The sequence below is a fragment of the Rossellomorea marisflavi genome (assembly GCF_022170785.1).
In the GTDB taxonomy this organism is placed as follows: Bacteria; Bacillota; Bacilli; order Bacillales; family Bacillaceae_B; genus Rossellomorea; species Rossellomorea marisflavi_B.
Genome location: NZ_CP081870.1, coordinates 1,451,440 through 1,467,977, shown reverse-complemented (window position 1 = coordinate 1,467,977; position 16,538 = coordinate 1,451,440). Strand labels below are relative to the sequence as shown.

Sequence of the window (16,538 nt, the reverse complement as noted above, 5' to 3'; positions counted from 1 at the left end):
GGTATAAGTATATGAACAAGCGCATCATCGTCCTCTTCAGGGACGACCTGAGAATTCATGATCACCCCGCACTTCATGAAGCCGCTACCGCTGGAACCGTCCTCCCCCTGTATATCCTTGATAACGATCGTCCATTCGGGGGAGCAAAGCAGTGGTGGCTTCATCGAAATCTGGAAGCCCTCGAATCGGCCATTTCAGAAATAGGCGGCCGGATGTGGTATGACAAAGGTGATATGGAAAAGACAATCTTCAGATGGATAAAGGAATGGAAAGCCGATGCCGTTTACTGGAACCGGGTGTATGAGCCAGGGATCTATGAACGGGATCTCGAGCTTGCCAAGAAGCTCGATGCTGAAGGAATAGAAGTGAAAACATTTGAAGGAACCTTGATGCTCCCTCCTTGGACGGTCAAAAAGGAAGATGACACCCCTTATAAAGTGTTCACTTCATTCTATAAGTCGTTTCGAACGAACAGCATCCCTAAACCGCTACCGAAGGTAAAAGAATTGAACGTGACGGACATAGATACAGGTGCTTCATTGGAAGAATTGGGCCTTCTCCCTGAAATCCCTTGGTATCATGTGATGGAATCCATCTGGGATCCGGGAGAAGCTGCCGCGATCAGGAGGTTCCGCTCATTTACGAAGAACAGGCTCCCGAACTATACCGACAGGCGGGATTATCCTGCAAACGGATCTCATTCCACTCTTTCTCCGTACCTATCCCTTGGTGTTATTTCCGTCAGGAGTATGTACCACTCCCTTCTCAAACATTCCGTATCACCCGAGCCGTTCATCAGGCAGTTGGTCTGGAGGGAATTCTCTTATTCCGTCCTCCTCCACTTCCCCGACTCCACGTCGACACCGCTTGACTCCCGATTCAAATCGTTCAGATGGGAGTCGGACCAGGAAGCATTCGAGAGATGGACAAAGGGTCTCACCGGATATCCCATCATCGATGCCGGGATGAGGGAATTGTGGGCAACCGGTTTTATGCATAACAGAGTCAGGATGGTCGCAGCCTCCTTCCTGACCAAGCACCTGCTCATTCCATGGCAAAAAGGCGCTGATTGGTTCATGGATACGCTGATCGATGCAGATCTTGCTAATAATTCAATGGGTTGGCAGTGGGTTGCCGGATCGGGACTGGACTCTTCTCCATATTTCAGGGTTTTCAACCCGACCCTGCAAGGAGAAAAATTTGATAGTGATGGTGACTACATCCGGATGTGGGTACCTGAAATCAGCGAATTACCTGACAAGTATATCCAAGAGCCTTCCAAGGCACCCGCTGCCACATTAAAAAATGCGGGGATCACGCTCGGGAAGGACTATCCGGAACCGATGGTCGATCATAAAGCAGCGAGACAGCGTGCATTGGCACGTTTTGACGAAATAAAGAAATAGCAAAGGAGACCTGTCAGGTGACAGGTCTCCTTTGTTTGATTCTATTGCTTCAATTTTGTCTGTACTAATTCGAATTCTTCTACGACTTCTTTGTCCGGTCCCTTTCCTGTCAAGCTGACGATGATAATCGCCAATGAGGAGAAAATGAAACCTGGGAGAAGCTCATAGATTCCTAGGAAGCCATCTTCGGGGATGGCCCAAAGGATGACCGTTACAGCACCGACTAGCATTCCTGCAAGGGCGCCATTACGCGTCATTCGCTTCCAGAAAAGACTGAAGATGATCAGAGGACCGAATGCAGCCCCGAATCCTGCCCATGCATAGCTGACGAGCTGCAAAACAGAACTATTCGGATTATACCCTAGGAAAATCGCAATAACGGCAATGACCAAGACCGAAATTCTTCCAACAAGCATCTCTTCTTTCTTGCTTGCTTCTTTCCTAAAAATGGCTTTATAAAAATCCTGTGCAAGCGCACTTGAAGATACGAGCAGCTGAGAATCCACTGTACTCATGATTGCTGAGAGAATCGCCGCAAGTAAGAAACCGGCAACCCAAGGGTTGAATAAGATTTGTGAAAATGAGATGAACACAGTTTCCGGATTACTCAGTGGATTATCTGCAAAGTATGCAAAACCAGTGAATCCAATAAAGATGGCCCCGAAGAGGGAAACAACCATCCACGTCATCCCGATCAATCTTGCCTTAGGTATCTCCCTAGTCGATTTGATCCCCATGAATCGAACGATGATATGAGGCTGACCGAAATACCCGAGCCCCCACGCAAGGAGCGATACGACGGATGCAAAGGTTGCTCCCGTATAGACGTTGAGATGGGATGGATCGATGCTTCCAACCCTGCTGACTGTTTCACTCCAGCCACCAAGTTCGTTAATGGCTACGACCGGAATGATGATGAGAGCAAGGAACATCAGGATACCTTGAATGAAATCCGTCCAGCTTGCCGCCAGGAATCCACCAAAGAATGTGTAGGAGAGGATGACACCCGCCCCGACCCATAGTGCCAGCTGGTAGTTCATCCCGAAAGATTGCTCTAGGAGGATGGCTCCACCTACCAGACTTGAAGATGTGTAGAATGTGAAGAAAATGAGGATGATTATTGCAGAAAAAACTCGAAGTACTTTGCTGTGATCGCGGAAACGATTTTCGAAGTAATCCGGGACCGTGATGGAATCGTTCGCTACCTCCGTGTAGACCCTGAATGGTTTTGCCACGAACTGCCAGTTGAGATATGCACCAACGGCTAGCCCAATTGCCAGCCAGATCGAGCCCATCCCGGAAGCATAAACCGCTCCAGGCAACCCGAGCATGAGCCATCCACTCATATCGGATGAACCTGCGCTGAGTGCTGCCACTCCTGCGGTCAAGCGTCTTCCACCTAAAACATAATCTGATAGATCACTAGTTAATTTTGCTGCTAAATACCCGATGATCAGCATCCCTACAAGGTAAATGATGATCGCTGTCAATGTTTCGATATTAATGTCCATAATCTACTCCTTTGTCTTTTCGGTTAATAAAGTGATAATTGAAAAAATAATCAATAGAGGCATCGGTATCAAAAGCCAAAGCCAGGTTGCCATTGTTAAGCTGTCTGCCATCACGCTTCCTCCTTATTCAATATTTTGAATCACGTATGCAATCATAAATCTCCTCTGCAATAATCTCCTCTCCCGAAGACACAAGATAAATCTTAACACATTTCTGGAATAATGAAAATTTCACAGGGCGTACGTAATTCATTTTTTGTATAATTATGCGCAAAAAACGCGTAAAACGAAAGGGTTTTTTTTGATTATCCGATAAATATTCATGTCGAATTATTTAAATTTATTTAAAATCATGACAAAATGAGGGGGGATAGAAGGATGATTCCCGAAGAGTATTAGACAAATAAGAACATGACTGGCTCCCTTGGTCATAGTACTTTTTTCTTAACCTCTTTCAACCAGTGTTAAACACATTTTCTGTATTTTCTTAAAAAAACAAAAAATCCGGACATGGTCCGGATTTTTCAGTTTGGTACCTATTATGATCTGGCAGATTCGCCTCGCTGTTCTTTGATGGTGCGCTTCTTCTCAGACTCTGAAACGTATAAGGCACATGCAGCATCACCAGAAATGTTGATTGCCGTCCTCGCCATGTCAAGGAGTCGGTCAATCCCAAGAATCAAGCCAATTCCTTCTACAGGAAGGCTGACACTGTTCAACACCATGGCAAGCATGATGAGCCCGACGCCAGGAACCCCTGCCGTACCGATACTCGCAAGAACGGCGGTGAGGACAACGGTAATCAACTGCTCCATGGAAAGATCAATTCCATAAACCTGTGCGATGAACACTGTCGCCACCCCTTGCATGATGGCGGTCCCGTCCATATTAATCGTGGCACCTAATGGCTGTACAAAAGAACTGACCGTTTTGGATACCTTCAGCTTCTCTTGAGCTACTTCCATGGAAACAGGCAGCGTGGCGTTACTGCTGGATGTTCCGAAAGCCACACTCATCGCAGGGCTGAAGTTCTTGAAGAACCACAGGGGATTCTTCTTCGCGAGGAAGCCTACGGCTGAACCATAGGTCACCACTCCGTGTACGATGAGAGCGAGAAGGACGACCAAGAAATACAACCACATTGCTTTCAGTGCGCTCAACCCTTGGCTTCCGATAGCGGAAGCGAGCAAGCCGAATGTTCCATACGGGGCAAACTTCATGACAATCCCCACGAGATACATCATCAGGTCATTCCCTTGTTCAAACAGCTTCAAGATTCCCTTTGTCTTATCACCAAGAGCGGTCAGGCCGAGACCGACGAAGATGGCGAATGCGATGATCTGCAGCATATTCCCTTCGCTCATGGAGGCAATCGGGTTCTTCGGAATAATATTCAATAGAGTCTCGCCTACAGGTGGAGCCTCTTCTGTCTTATACCCCTCTGCCTGTGATTTATCGATACCCTCGACCATTCCCGGGTCTATCGCATAGGCCATTAGAAGACCGATCACGATAGCAATGCATGTAGTGATCAAAAAGAATGATACAGTCTTGACTCCGATCCTCCCAAGCTTCTTCGGATCTCCCAATCCGGCTGTCCCAAGGACGATGGAGAGGAATACGATGGGTACGACAAGCATGCTGATTAAGTTTAGGAAGATTTGTCCCAGTGGAGTCAATAGATATGGGTCAAGGACGTCGAACCAGTCCTTAGCAAATAAATTGAGCAGCAACCCTACTATGGCACCCAAAATCAGGGCCAAGATAATCTTTGTTGTCAGGTTCAGTTTCATATGGTACCTCCCTAAAAAAATATATAAAGATAATTCGTAATCTTTACCCTATACAATTTTATATGAAACCGTTTTTTTAATCTAGGATTTTCTTACTCAATGGAAGAAACTCTACTAATTTACTAGAATCAGGAGAAGACCGGTATGAAACCGGTCCAGAAGTGGTTGCTGAAACGAATTCACAATAAATACTAATACATATCATGATTAAAACGAGCATATCGGGGTAGATAATAAGTAACAGCATGATGATTCGAGAAAGGAACATTAGAATGAAAAATACCGTTTACTTTCTTTCACCTGGCCAGGATCGAAGTTCCATCGCTGAAGGTTGGGCTGGAAGGCTTGACATGTCCGGCTGGGCCTTTAAAAGTGCTGGATTAATGAGAAAACACCACAAAAAAAGCTTTAGTACCCTTGCCATGAAGGAATATAACATTGATATAGACACCCTTAAAAGGGACCCCATTCAGATTGACGAACTCGCCGGTGCCTCCCTCATCATCACGATTTATGATGAAGAAATGGACGATGCCATCAAGTTCCCGGAAGAATGGGAGAAAAAAGTCATCCACTGGAATCTCCCCAACCCGGAGAAACGTTCCACCTCCGATTTGGAAGAGTGGGTTTTTTTCCAAGAGATTTGTGACGAGATCGCCATGAAGGTCAGGGATCTTGAATCCCTTCTCCCTTCCATCGGAATGAATTGACTGCCATGATCATCATGGCAGTCATTTTTTTATGTGAAGTATTCCAGTTTTGCTTGAGGAAAAGCCTTTTCCATATAACCGTATAGATGATCTTTGATATCCTGTTCTTCGTCTTTCTGATAAATATACTTTCCTATGCCATATTTCCCCCACTTATACCGACGTTCTTCTTCATTGAGTTCAAGTTTCGTCATCGGGTAGTTTTTCTCGATCACCCGTTTGGCCGGCTTTGTAAATCGATGCTGGATGAACTCAAACGTGAGATCTTTTTTGGCCGATGAAGGCAAAGTGGCTTCCAGATGTTCAAACATGGTTTTGTACCCTTCTTCCCATCCTTCGTGAAGATAGATGGGTGCTACAATGAAGCCAAGCGGGTACCCTGCTTCTGCCACTTTCGCTGCAGCCTCGATCCGTTGATCCAATCGCGATGTCCCGGGTTCAAAATTCTTGATCACATAATCAGCGTTGATGCTGAATCTGAAGCGTGTCTTCCCATTATGGTTCGCATCCAGAAGATGATCGACATGGTGGAATTTCGTCACGAATCTCAGCTTGCCATGGTCTGATTTTCCGAAGTGCTCGATTGCGCGTTTCAATGTATGCGTAATATGGTCAATCCCCACAATATCCGACGTACAGGCCGCCTCGAACCGGGTGAATTCAGGCGTGCGCTCCTTGATATATTGATCAGCCGCGTCAAAGATCTCATCCACATTCACATAGGTCCTGATATATGGTTTGCTCCCCATCGTCGTTTGAAGATAGCAATAATGGCAGTGCCCCATACACCCTGTGGCAAATGGGATCGCATATTCTGCGGAAGGTTTCGAGGTGTCGAACTTCAGGGTCTTCCTTACCCCGACTACCAAGGTGGATTTTGCAATCCTGTATTTTTGGAAGTGGTTATCCCCCGGCAAATTCCGCACTTGGTTGTGGGAAGTGGTGTAGCGGATTTCCACGTTCAATTTCTCAAATTTCTCTTTAAGCTGTTTCCCGAGGGGGTACTCTAGAGCGCCCGGTTCAAAGTAGACCAGCTGGGGCATGAATGGTTTCAGCATCTTGTCCTCCTACATCTGACCGAATGATTGTGTGTAGGCCGCTTCAGCATCTGCTTCCGATGCGTAAACTGCAACTTCATTCGTCAAAGGATAATAAGTTTCGTACATGAACAGTGCAAGTTCTTCGGGATGGTCCGGATCATTCACCACTGCTGCAGCCTGGACATTGGCCACGCTTTGAGTATGGGGATTGCGGTAGATCACATAGACAACATCCCCCGCCTGATAGACGGAATCCTGATTGTTGATTTCCATAGGGTTCACCCATTTCCTTTGTATTCCTTTTCATTTTTTCCTACCCGGGATCAAATATGTTGGTAATACCTGCTTATGCCAAAAAAGCTCTCCATTCAAATGGAGAGCCCGTAAAATCGTTTTGTTTGGGTGAAAATCTTCTCGGCAGCTTCGCTTTCGTCCATATTTTTGATTGAAGCGATGCACTTGATGGTTCGACCCATCATACCGGGGTGGGTCATCTGCCCTTTAAATGGCCCTTCAAACGGCCAGGGACCGTCGGTTTCCACCATGATGGCATCAAGCGGAGCTTTTTGCACGATCTTTTGTATTTCATCTTCATACATCACATCCGGTGTTACCGATACTTTATATCCATTGGACAGCACCCTCTCAAGGATTGCTTCGTCCCCTTTGAACCAGTGGAAGTGCGCCTTCTCGACAGAATGATGTTCCAACAGATCGCAAGCAATACCGGCATGCTCGTAGATGCAGTGGAGCACAATGGGTTTTTTAAGGGACTTCGCTTTCACAATGAACCTCTCCAGTAATTCTTCATAAGGTTTGAGCTCAAGATTGGCGTCATCCTGCATCCTGTAATAAGGAAGGCCCACCTCCCCCACGGCCACCAGTGAGCTGGCATGCTGATCGAGGAAGGTGAATAATTCATCCATTTCTTCCTCGGAAGGCAGTTCCTGTTCCGGATGAAACCCGGCTGCCGCTTTCACCCGGCTGTCCATCACGGAGAGTTCCAGTGTCTCACGGCTCGACTTCAAGTTCATCGACACGGCAATCATCCCTCTAATCCCATGTGTATCGAGAGAATCAAGGATTCCCGTGCGTTGCCCGGGAGAATATGCATCCCAGTGGATGTGTGCATCAATCATGTTGAACATACTTCGTCAACTCCCGGAAGATTTCTTTTTTGTACTCGAGGAATTCCGCGCTTAAAATAATTTGTTCATCCCTTGGGCGTAGATAGGGTACCCGGAATTCCTTCTGTACGCTTGACGGTTTACCTGATAAAACAATAATCCGGTCTGATAGGAAAAGGGCTTCGTCAATGTTATGGGTGATGAAGAGAACTGATCTTTTATCCTCATCCCAGATATCCAAGAGCCATTTTTGCATATCAAGCCTTGTGAACTCATCCAGACTGGAGAACGGCTCATCAAGGCACAGCAGGGATTGTGGACTCATCAGGGCCCGGATGAACGCGACCCTTTGCTTCATCCCACCGGATAGTTCATCGGGATACGCCGCCTCATAACCCGAGAGGCCGGCGCGCGCGATCCACTCTTTTGCCCGTGCCTCGTCCTTCCTCCCATGAATCTCTTGACCCAGGATCACATTTCCGAGAACCGTTCTCCAAGGTAATAACGCGTGATCCTGCGGCATATAGCTGATGAAGCCACTCTTACCGTTGATCTTCTCCCCGTTGAGAACAATGGAGCCTTCTTCCGGCTCCATCATCCCACCGATCAAATGGAAGAGCGTAGTTTTTCCGCTTCCTGAAGGGCCAAGGATAGAGACGAACTCCCCTTCTTCAACCTGAAGGGATAAATTTTGTAGGACAGGTTGGTGATCGAAGTGTTTCGATAATGACGTGATGTGAAGCTCGCTCATTTCAATTCCTCCTTCTTCCCTTTCACACACCATTGTTCCAGCAGGACGATGATGCTGAAAAACAACAAGCTCAAGATCATGATGGCGAAGATCGCCACGAATACACGATCGGTCCTGAATGCCGAGGAAGCAAGCGTCATATAGACGCCAATTCCTTTCTGAGAACCAAGCCACTCAGAAATAACGGCTCCCATGACGCTGTATGTAGCCGCAATCTTCAGACCTGAAAAGATGGATGGAAGGGCATGTGGCCATTCCACCTTCCTGAAGATCTGCCCCTTGGCGGCACCCGCCATTTTCATATAGTGAATATATTGGCGTCGCGTCTGTCTGAACCCGTCCATGGTGGAAACCGCTATCGGAAAGAAGCACACAAGCGTGATTACCAGGAATTTAGGCAGCAGGCCAAAACCGAACCATATGACCAGTAGAGGTGCAAGGACGATGATGGGGACGTTTTGCGATAAGATCATCAGCGGATAGACTGCCTCCCTCACCCCTGGAAGAAGATGCAGTGTGACAGCCACAGCGATACCCGCCGCACATCCGATCAAGAACCCGGAAACGGAGAGCCCGACTGTCGAAGTAAGATGGATACGGAAGGAGTCCCAGGAGGCCAAGCCTTCGGAAACAACCTTCATAGGGGATGGCAGCAACCATTGGGGGATGGTGAACACCGTCACCGCCACCTGCCAGAAGATGAATAAAAGGATGAGGGCCGAAACCGGCCGCCATCCCTTCCTTATTCCGTTCATCATGAACGGTATTTACCGGTAAGATCCGTCATCTCGATGCCTTGAGGCTGATAGAGAACCTTGATCTGAGAGATGACATTCACGCTTCCCCTCGTGATCATCTTCTCATTCATGCGCTCCACGATCTTGAACAACTCGCTGAGTTCACCTTCCATTGTCGTTTCTAAAGGATTCACTTCATAGTTCACTCCTGATTCTTCTATGACTGCGATCGCGTCGTCCACATAAGGGATGACATCTTCACCATTCTTTGTTTTCGGGATGATTTGAATACTGACCAATGCATTTGCCATTTATACTCACTCTCCAGGTAAAAATTCATTTGTGTAGGCTTTTTGACTATCAAGTTTCTTTTCCAGAAGTCCATTATCGAACATCCAATCAGCGTAGTTCTTCCATACTTCCGCTTTCTGCTCTCCCCATCTCTCCGCATCGTCTTTGTACTTCGCCGCAAGCCATTCTTGGCTTTTCATGACGAGCTCTTCATCAAGGTCGGGTGCTTCTTTCAGAAGGATCTTGCCTGCTTCATCCGGATGTTCGATGCTGTACTCATATCCTTCCGTTGCTGCCTTCAGGAATGCTTTGACCGTGTCAGGATCATCCTTTATGTGGGATTCGTTCGTCGTGAGGACAGGAGTATAGTAATCAAGCTTATCCGAGTAATCTTTGACATACATCATATCAAGTTCTTCCCCCCGGAGTTCGGCTTCGATTCCCGTCCAGCCATAAAAGATCCAGGCAAAGTCGATATCCCTTTTTACAGCCGTAAAGAAGTCTGTGTCCCCCATATTCACGAAGTTGACCTTCTTCACGTCGGCTCCTTCCTGTTTCATGATCGAGCCCATGACGGCTTCCTCTACGGGAGAACCCCATCCACCGTAGGTCTTGCCTTCGAAATCTTCAGGCTTGGTGATCCCTTTGTCCTTCGGAGCTGCGAATCCGGATGTATTATGCTGGATGATGGCAGCAATCGAGACGATCGGTACATCCTGTACCCTTGCCTGTGTGACACCTTCCTGATACCCTACACCAAAGTCCGCCTTTCCCGATGCCACCAGTTGGTCAGCACCAGCCTCTCCTGGCATGATGATGTCGACATCCAGTCCTTGCTTTTCAAAATATCCTTTTTCTTTTGCCACATACAAACCGGTATGGTTCGTATTCGGAGTCCAATCAAGGACGACCGATACTTTTTTGAGCTTGTCTTTTTCAGCTCCTCCTGCACTGCAAGCAGTCAGCAGAAGGATTGAACTTACGACCATGAGCCATTTTCTCAAGATGCATACGCCCCTTCACAAAATATGTACAGAAAAAAACGCCCGAGGCTCATGGGCCTAGGACGCATCATTAAACAAGAATTCTGTCTACGATCTGTTTCCTACGCTGGTATGAGCCAGTTCAGGTTCAAAGGGTCAGCATCTGATGGATGCACTCTCAACCGGCCACACCGGTCCCCCTACAATAATCACGATATCGGGCGTTATCTTTCATTCCTACTTTGCCATAGTATCTTATGGTTTTCAAGCATTACTTGAAGGGGACATCAGATCTTCAACCGCTTCGGATACCTCTATGAGCTGGGAAAATGCAGCGAAGGGTTCCTTACGTAGATAAAAGGTATATTGAACGATGAACATGGTAAGATGATGCATGAATCGTGCACCGTCTCCTTCCCTGAATGTTGACTCAGCACCGTACCCCTTTAAGAATGCGGTGATCAACGGCCATGATATACCGTTGTGAATGATGAGGTGTGCGCAGAAATAAGCAATGTCAGCCATGCGGTTGGCGACACGAAGCCGCTGAAAGTCGATGATGCCAACATCCCCTTCTTCATCGACTAGGAGATTCCCGGGGTGAACATCACCGTGCACCAGCTGCTTTCCTCGTTCAAGGTCCAAACTGCAAAATTGCTTCACAACGGTCCGCGCCCACCTGGCAACAGGTGAATGGCCGGATTGAAGGATCCACTCCCACGTATGAAGGGAGATATCCCACGTTTTGACTCCTTTGAACGGAAAGTGCATGAAACTTGAATGAAGCTTGGCCAACGTGTTTCCGACAGCTGACATGATCGGAACTTCCCATCCCGGTCGGATTCCGGGAATGCATGCGTATAAGGCGTACCCGCATCCATCCGCCCAGAACATGTTTCCCCCATGTCTTGCGGGATGAGGCATCTCCACCCGGACGGACCGCTGATGAAGATAGGAGGTGAGCTTCTCTTCCAACTTCAACTCCGTCCTCCGCTTGATATAAAAGATGCCCTCGGGACCATGAGCAACCCACACGCTTTCACTTATCTTTTTCACCTTGAACTCTTCTGCATCTTCTTCAGAAAAAAATGCGTTAATAAGGTCTAGCATTTCGTGTTCCACCCGTCTGTGTAGTAAGATATTCATTAGTATGACTGCCTAACCACCATACATACCAATTGCATGAAATGAGGAATGCGCGATGGAAAGAATCAAAATCACAGAAGACCTAAGTTTCTCAAGGATCATCCATGGTTTTTGGAGACTTGCAGACTGGGATTATACAAAAGAAGAAACCCTTTCATTGATCGAGCATGATCTTGAACAAGGCATTACGACATTTGATCACGCAGATCTATACGGTTCGTACAAATGTGAAGAGCTGTTCGGAGAGGCCCTTTCACTGAAGCCTTCTTTGCGGGACCAGATGGAGATCGTCACTAAATGCGGAATCGTCATTCCTTCCGAACAACGACCGCAGCATCGTACCCACCATTACAATACATCGAAATCCCATATCCTTGAATCTGTGGATCAGTCACTCAAGAACCTGTCAACTGACTTTATCGATGTCCTGTTGATTCACCGTCCCGATCCATTCATGGATCCGGAACAAGTAGCAGACGCCTTCACTCAGTTAAAAGACGCCGGTAAGGTCAAACATTTCGGTGTCTCGAATTTCAAACATCACCAGTGGTCCATGTTGCAGGCACATCTTCCGTTCCCTCTCGTGACTAACCAGATTGAACTATCTGCTTACGAGCTTGAAAACATCGAAGACGGCACGTTGAACCTTTGTCAGGAGAAGAAGGTGCCGCCAATGGCCTGGTCACCTCTTGCTGGAGGAGCCATCTTCAAGCAAGGCGATGAAAAAGCCGACCGCCTGCGTGCTGCACTTGAAAAAGTACAGGGCGAAACAGACGCCAACGGAATCGACGAAATCCTTTATGCTTGGCTTCTCACCCATCCTGCCCGCATCATGCCGATCGTCGGTTCAGGCAAAAAAGAACGAATCCAATCAGCCATCAACTCACTGAACATCACCCTAAACCACGACCAGTGGTTCGAAATCCTCCACGCCTCAATGGGCCACGAAGTACCTTAAGAAAAGCGGAGGGGGGTTGTTCTGACCCGACAAGCATAAGACGAGAACCCTGAAAGGCGCTCTTTACCTTTTGGGGTTCTTGACTTATGACCTCGAGGGTCAACCCGCCGGAGCTAGACAAGAAGAAAAGCGAAGGGGGCTCGTTCTGAGGCGACAAGCATAAGACGAGAACCGAAAATAAAAATGACGATCTCTACAGATCGTCATTTTTATTTCCTCCTAATATCAGGAGCTACATAGAAGTCGAGATACACTTCCTGAAGCTCTCCCATTGGCAATTCATACAGCTGTTTATCTTTATATTTATAAACTCCGATTCGCAAGAGCTGTTGAATGTAGAAATCTTTTTTTGAATTTTTGATTGTACTCAGTTCATTTTCTTGGTGTAACATTTTCAACCCCTCCAATTGAGGTGTATACCCCAATCATGGAAGGTTTCAAACCAAGCAATATTGGTTGGTGGAGTAAAATATCCCTTCATCTCTCCGAACTTATTAGAGGTTGATTTTCCACTAAGTGAAAAGATTCACCTTACCCCATTTCACAGGCTACCAGCCCGTATTGGATTCCCGGATCAAGATCCAGTATCATCCTGAACAGTCTTTCTACATCTTCCCCTTTTCTCCTATGGGCGTAATGACCCGACAGCACCTGGATCATTTCATAAGGATAGAGCAGGCACGTGTGGCTTCCCCAATCCGTTTGTCTTCCCACCAACTCTTTTTTGTAAATACCATCCAAGATCTTGTAGAAAAGATCGGATCCATCAGGAAGGAACGGACTGATCCTTTTCGGATAATTATGATTCCAATCACCGCCTTCATACTGAAAAGCAGGATCTTCCAGGTCTCCAATGAATACTTCGACTTCAGCCATACAATCGCCTCCTTGATTCATTTTATAAAGGAGGACATGGTTTTAGAACAAAAATCCAGGTCGGTCTGTGCATGATGATATGGAAAAAGAGGCTGAGACAAGAGTGTTTTAGTCATAGTAAAACCCGAACGATCCTGCCTGAGATCGTTCGGGTTTTTGATTTGTTTCATGACCATTACTATTTACTGGTTCCTAGCGATTGATTGGAGTGCAAGACGAAGACTCCAGCGGGAAGAGTAGCGGATGTGAGACCCCGCAGGCTTGCCGAGAAGGCTCACGGGCTACCCGCGCGCAGTCTTGCAAGGAAATCATGAGCGGTATAAAGAAACCATACTGATATTGTTCGTCATGATCTTTTTTGTTTTGTCCCAATCTCTTATAGGTATTTTCTCTGTACGCTCCGACCATCATAGGTGAACTGCATATTCCTTCCTTCCACCCGGGTTTCCATATGGACCGGTCTTCCCCAAAGCTGATGAAGATAGGGAAGGACTTTCTCCAAATATTTAATATCGAGTTCCACGTCCTCAAACCAGTGCTTCAGGTACAGCTCGCCGCTCTTCATATAATCTCCGTCATCGACTGTGATGTATGGGAATCCACCGTTCACCCTCATCCCGACAAGCTGATCCCTTACATGGGTCCACTCTTTGTCTACGATCTTGTAGTCCTTACCCTGCTTTTGGAAGAGATACATATCCTCCCTTGTCACGAGGTCTTTCGTAAGGTAATTCCTCAGGAATGAGATGTCGGATTCGATCTCCCTCACCTCAAACATTTTTTCCCTTCCCGAGTTTTCCTTCACACCCCGCTTCTTCATCTCCTCTGTCGGATGATCATAGCGGTCCTCGATATCTTCAAAGATCTTTAAGCCGAGGTAATAAGGGTTGATCTGAGTCCGTGACGGCTGGACGACCCCTGCATTCAACTTGGCAAACTCGATGGATTCACCCGATGTGAGGTCCATTTCCCTGATGATGCGCTGATGCCAATAGGAAGCCCAGCCCTCATTCATGATTTTCGTTTCGAGCTGTGGCCAGAAGTAGAGCATCTCCTCCCTCATCATCGTCAAGATATCACGCTGCCAATCGGTAAGCTCACGGCTGTACTGTTCAATGAAGAGCAGGATATCCTTTTCGGGTTGAGGCGGGAATTTCTTTTTCACCTTTTTCGTCTGGATCTTTTTTGGCTTTTCATCCAGGGACCAAAGATCATCGTAGGGTGTGACAGGGGCCGATTCTTCCTCTACCCATTCCACATCATCCATCGTCCATGAAAGATTTGGCCGCATAAGGGAAGGATCGATATGTTCATCCACTGCAAGAACTGCATCAAGGAAGTTCTCCACCTCCTGCTTCCCGTGTTCGATTTCATACTGTCTCACGCGCTCCGCCGTCGCCGACATGCTCTCGACCATATCCCGCTTCGTGTTTCGGAACCTCACATTGTTCTTGAAGAAATCACAGTGTGCAAGCACATGAGCGACAATCAATTTATTCTGTATCAAAGCATTCGAATCGAGCAGGAAGGCATAGCATGGATCCGAATTGATGACTAACTCATAAATTTTGCTCAGCCCCAGATCATACTGAAGCTTCATTTTATGGAACTGCTTGCCGAAGCTCCAATGGGAGAAACGGGTCGGCATCCCGTAAGCACCGAATGTATAAATGATGTCGGCAGGACAAATTTCGTATCTCATTGGGTAAAAGTCCAATCCAAATCCAGAAGCAATCTCGGTAATTTCAGCGATTGCATACTGCAACTGTCGCTGTTCCTCTAAATTCATCGCCATCCCCCTTAATATCACTCTTATCTAACTGTATGATAAGGTCGGCCATTTGATGAAAGGAACTGGGAGCAATTGACCTCTGAGAGACGAAAAAACCACGTGCCGACACGACACGTGGGTGAAGCTTATTCATTCTTCAAGAATACCGTCATCGGAATGATTGAAAGAGCAAGAAGGATACCTGAGACAGTGAAGACCGCCGGTATCGACCATTTCTCCACGAGTAAACCTGCACCTGCGGAAGAAAGACCGAACAGCAAGGTCGTCAACGTTCCCTGGGCTGCATAGATTTTGCCCAATTCATCTGGTGGTGCACTCTCCTGAAGATACGTCTGGAGTATGATCGTTTTCAGCTGATCGAATAAACCGAACAACAGAGAAAGGACGAGGGCCAAAATGGCCAGTTCATTCCAGGCAAAGAAAAGGGTGATGATCGATGTCATAATGATGGTCAGTGGAAGAATCGATGCCCGCTTTCTGCTGAACAGCCCGTGATAGCGGAAGATGACGATGGATGCAAGAAGCAGGCCGATAAAGAAGGCGCTGTTGATGAATCCCCACCATTCTTCCCCCTTACCAAGCTGGCGATCGACATACAGGTAGAGAACAGCCGCGATCCACACGGTGGCGGCGATGGACTCAAGGGCATACACACAAAACACTGATACAAGCCCTCTTTTCTCTTTCACCAGAACCCAGCCTTCACCGAGCTGCGCCCACCATGATTTTCGTTCTTCCAGGTTGGTCCTCAGGGCTGCAGGGAGCCGGAACATATAGACCGTACTGACAAGGAACAGAATGAACACGGTGACAAAGAGATAATCAACCCCGATAAGCGAGAGCAACACTCCCCCAAGGGCCCAACTAGAGAACTGGATGATCTGATCGACGGTGGATAAAAAACCGTTTGCCCCCATCAACTCTTCCCTTTTAACAAGATAGGGAACGAATGCATTCCGCGCCGGTAGGGCCCAACCATCAAGGAAGGCGATGCCTGCACCCAGCATAAGCAACGGCCAAACGGAAAGACTTTGGAGCGCGAACAGAACAATGAACAACAAAGCAGTCTTTGCAGCCTGCGACCAGGCAAGCAATGCCCTGAGTGTCGTTCTGTTCATGAGGAGCGGTGCCACCACTGAACTGACGAAACGTGAAAAGGTGATGATCAGTGGAACAGCAGTCATATAAACGGCCGAACCCGTCATGGTATAGACGGCCGAAATCAGTCCCACAATATATAAGACGTCGCCAAGATTGGCTAACGCCTGACCGAACCAGAGATGTCGAAATGCGATGGATTTCATCTTTTTTCCTCCCATTATTCAATTTTCAGGCTAGAAAAAAAGCTGAACTCACATCGGATTGCCAATCTCCCTTCTTTTCATTGATAACGACCATTATATCATACATTCTATTC

17 protein-coding genes and 1 riboswitch are annotated in these 16,538 nt (G+C 47.2%); of the genes, 3 read left to right on the top strand and 14 right to left on the bottom strand.

The annotated features are described in order from the left end of the window. Positions 1-11: 11 nt before the first annotated feature. Entirely contained in the window at positions 12-1,406 is a 1,395-nt protein-coding gene (locus K6T23_RS07845) for a cryptochrome/photolyase family protein (protein ID WP_238284107.1), read from the top strand. Between the two features lie 41 nt (positions 1,407-1,447). Here K6T23_RS07845 and putP read toward each other — a convergent pair whose 3' ends face one another. Beyond that, positions 1,448-2,917 carry a sodium/proline symporter PutP gene (gene putP / locus K6T23_RS07840; RefSeq protein WP_056538118.1) on the bottom strand — a complete coding sequence of 490 codons (1,470 nt, stop codon included), beginning with the start codon at positions 2,915-2,917 and terminating at the stop codon, positions 1,448-1,450. A gap of 539 nt (positions 2,918-3,456) precedes the next feature. Beyond that, positions 3,457-4,710: a dicarboxylate/amino acid:cation symporter gene (locus K6T23_RS07835; protein ID WP_056538120.1), complete on the bottom strand. Its 1,254-nt coding sequence runs from the start codon at positions 4,708-4,710 to the stop codon at positions 3,457-3,459. Between the two features lie 422 nt (positions 4,711-5,132). Between K6T23_RS07835 and K6T23_RS07830 the strand changes: the two genes are divergently transcribed. Continuing rightward, positions 5,133-5,420 (top strand): low molecular weight phosphatase family protein, encoded by a 288-nt coding sequence (locus tag K6T23_RS07830; protein WP_162244150.1) that lies wholly within the window; start codon positions 5,133-5,135, stop codon positions 5,418-5,420. A 29-nt stretch (positions 5,421-5,449) separates the two neighbouring features. On the opposite strand, the gene splB is transcribed toward K6T23_RS07830, so the two are convergent. The 8 genes from splB to K6T23_RS07790 all read right to left on the bottom strand — a co-directional run bounded on the left by splB (position 5,450) and on the right by K6T23_RS07790 (position 11,459). Further along, positions 5,450-6,478, bottom strand: a complete 1,029-nt coding sequence (gene splB, locus K6T23_RS07825; RefSeq protein ID WP_159643653.1) for a spore photoproduct lyase — start codon at positions 6,476-6,478, stop codon at positions 5,450-5,452. A gap of 9 nt (positions 6,479-6,487) precedes the next feature. Next, positions 6,488-6,733 (bottom strand): transcriptional regulator SplA domain-containing protein, encoded by a 246-nt coding sequence (locus K6T23_RS07820; RefSeq protein WP_053427648.1) that lies wholly within the window; start codon positions 6,731-6,733, stop codon positions 6,488-6,490. A gap of 95 nt (positions 6,734-6,828) precedes the next feature. After that, positions 6,829-7,608 (bottom strand): TatD family hydrolase, encoded by a 780-nt coding sequence (locus K6T23_RS07815; RefSeq protein ID WP_238284106.1) that lies wholly within the window; start codon positions 7,606-7,608, stop codon positions 6,829-6,831. Beyond that, complete coding sequence (locus K6T23_RS07810) at positions 7,592-8,338, bottom strand: ABC transporter ATP-binding protein (protein WP_238284105.1); 747 nt, start codon at positions 8,336-8,338, stop codon at positions 7,592-7,594. The genes K6T23_RS07815 and K6T23_RS07810 overlap by 17 nt, the downstream gene beginning before the upstream one ends. Continuing rightward, entirely contained in the window at positions 8,335-9,096 is a 762-nt protein-coding gene (locus K6T23_RS07805) for an ABC transporter permease (protein ID WP_238284104.1), read from the bottom strand. The genes K6T23_RS07810 and K6T23_RS07805 overlap by 4 nt, the downstream gene beginning before the upstream one ends. Next, on the bottom strand, positions 9,093-9,386 hold the full coding sequence (locus K6T23_RS07800; RefSeq protein WP_238284103.1) for a thiamine-binding protein: 294 nt from the start codon (positions 9,384-9,386) through the stop codon (positions 9,093-9,095). The genes K6T23_RS07805 and K6T23_RS07800 overlap by 4 nt, the downstream gene beginning before the upstream one ends. A 6-nt stretch (positions 9,387-9,392) precedes the next feature. After that, positions 9,393-10,370: an ABC transporter substrate-binding protein gene (locus K6T23_RS07795; protein ID WP_238284102.1), complete on the bottom strand. Its 978-nt coding sequence runs from the start codon at positions 10,368-10,370 to the stop codon at positions 9,393-9,395. Positions 10,371-10,451: 81 nt separating this feature from the next. After that, positions 10,452-10,561: riboswitch (TPP riboswitch) on the bottom strand. A gap of 52 nt (positions 10,562-10,613) precedes the next feature. Next, positions 10,614-11,459, bottom strand: coding sequence for a phosphotransferase enzyme family protein (locus tag K6T23_RS07790; RefSeq protein ID WP_238284101.1), 846 nt, complete (start codon positions 11,457-11,459; stop codon positions 10,614-10,616). Positions 11,460-11,550: 91 nt separating this feature from the next. Here K6T23_RS07790 and K6T23_RS07785 point away from each other — a divergent pair, with 91 nt between their 5' ends. Beyond that, the gene (locus tag K6T23_RS07785) at positions 11,551-12,453 is read left to right on the top strand and encodes an aldo/keto reductase (protein WP_238284100.1); all 903 of its coding nucleotides are present in this window, start codon (positions 11,551-11,553) and stop codon (positions 12,451-12,453) included. 209 nt (positions 12,454-12,662) lie between these two features. Here K6T23_RS07785 and K6T23_RS07780 read toward each other — a convergent pair whose 3' ends face one another. The 4 genes from K6T23_RS07780 to K6T23_RS07765 form a co-directional block, all read right to left on the bottom strand. After that, positions 12,663-12,845, bottom strand: a complete 183-nt coding sequence (locus tag K6T23_RS07780) for a Fur-regulated basic protein FbpA (protein ID WP_053427656.1) — start codon at positions 12,843-12,845, stop codon at positions 12,663-12,665. A gap of 139 nt (positions 12,846-12,984) precedes the next feature. After that, complete coding sequence (locus K6T23_RS07775) at positions 12,985-13,329, bottom strand: hypothetical protein (RefSeq protein WP_053427657.1); 345 nt, start codon at positions 13,327-13,329, stop codon at positions 12,985-12,987. A gap of 376 nt (positions 13,330-13,705) precedes the next feature. Further along, positions 13,706-15,118 carry a SpoVR family protein gene (locus K6T23_RS07770; protein WP_056538151.1) on the bottom strand — a complete coding sequence of 471 codons (1,413 nt, stop codon included), beginning with the start codon at positions 15,116-15,118 and terminating at the stop codon, positions 13,706-13,708. 128 nt (positions 15,119-15,246) lie between these two features. Continuing rightward, on the bottom strand, positions 15,247-16,425 hold the full coding sequence (locus tag K6T23_RS07765; RefSeq protein WP_056538155.1) for an MFS transporter: 1,179 nt from the start codon (positions 16,423-16,425) through the stop codon (positions 15,247-15,249). Positions 16,426-16,538: the final 113 nt, after the last annotated feature.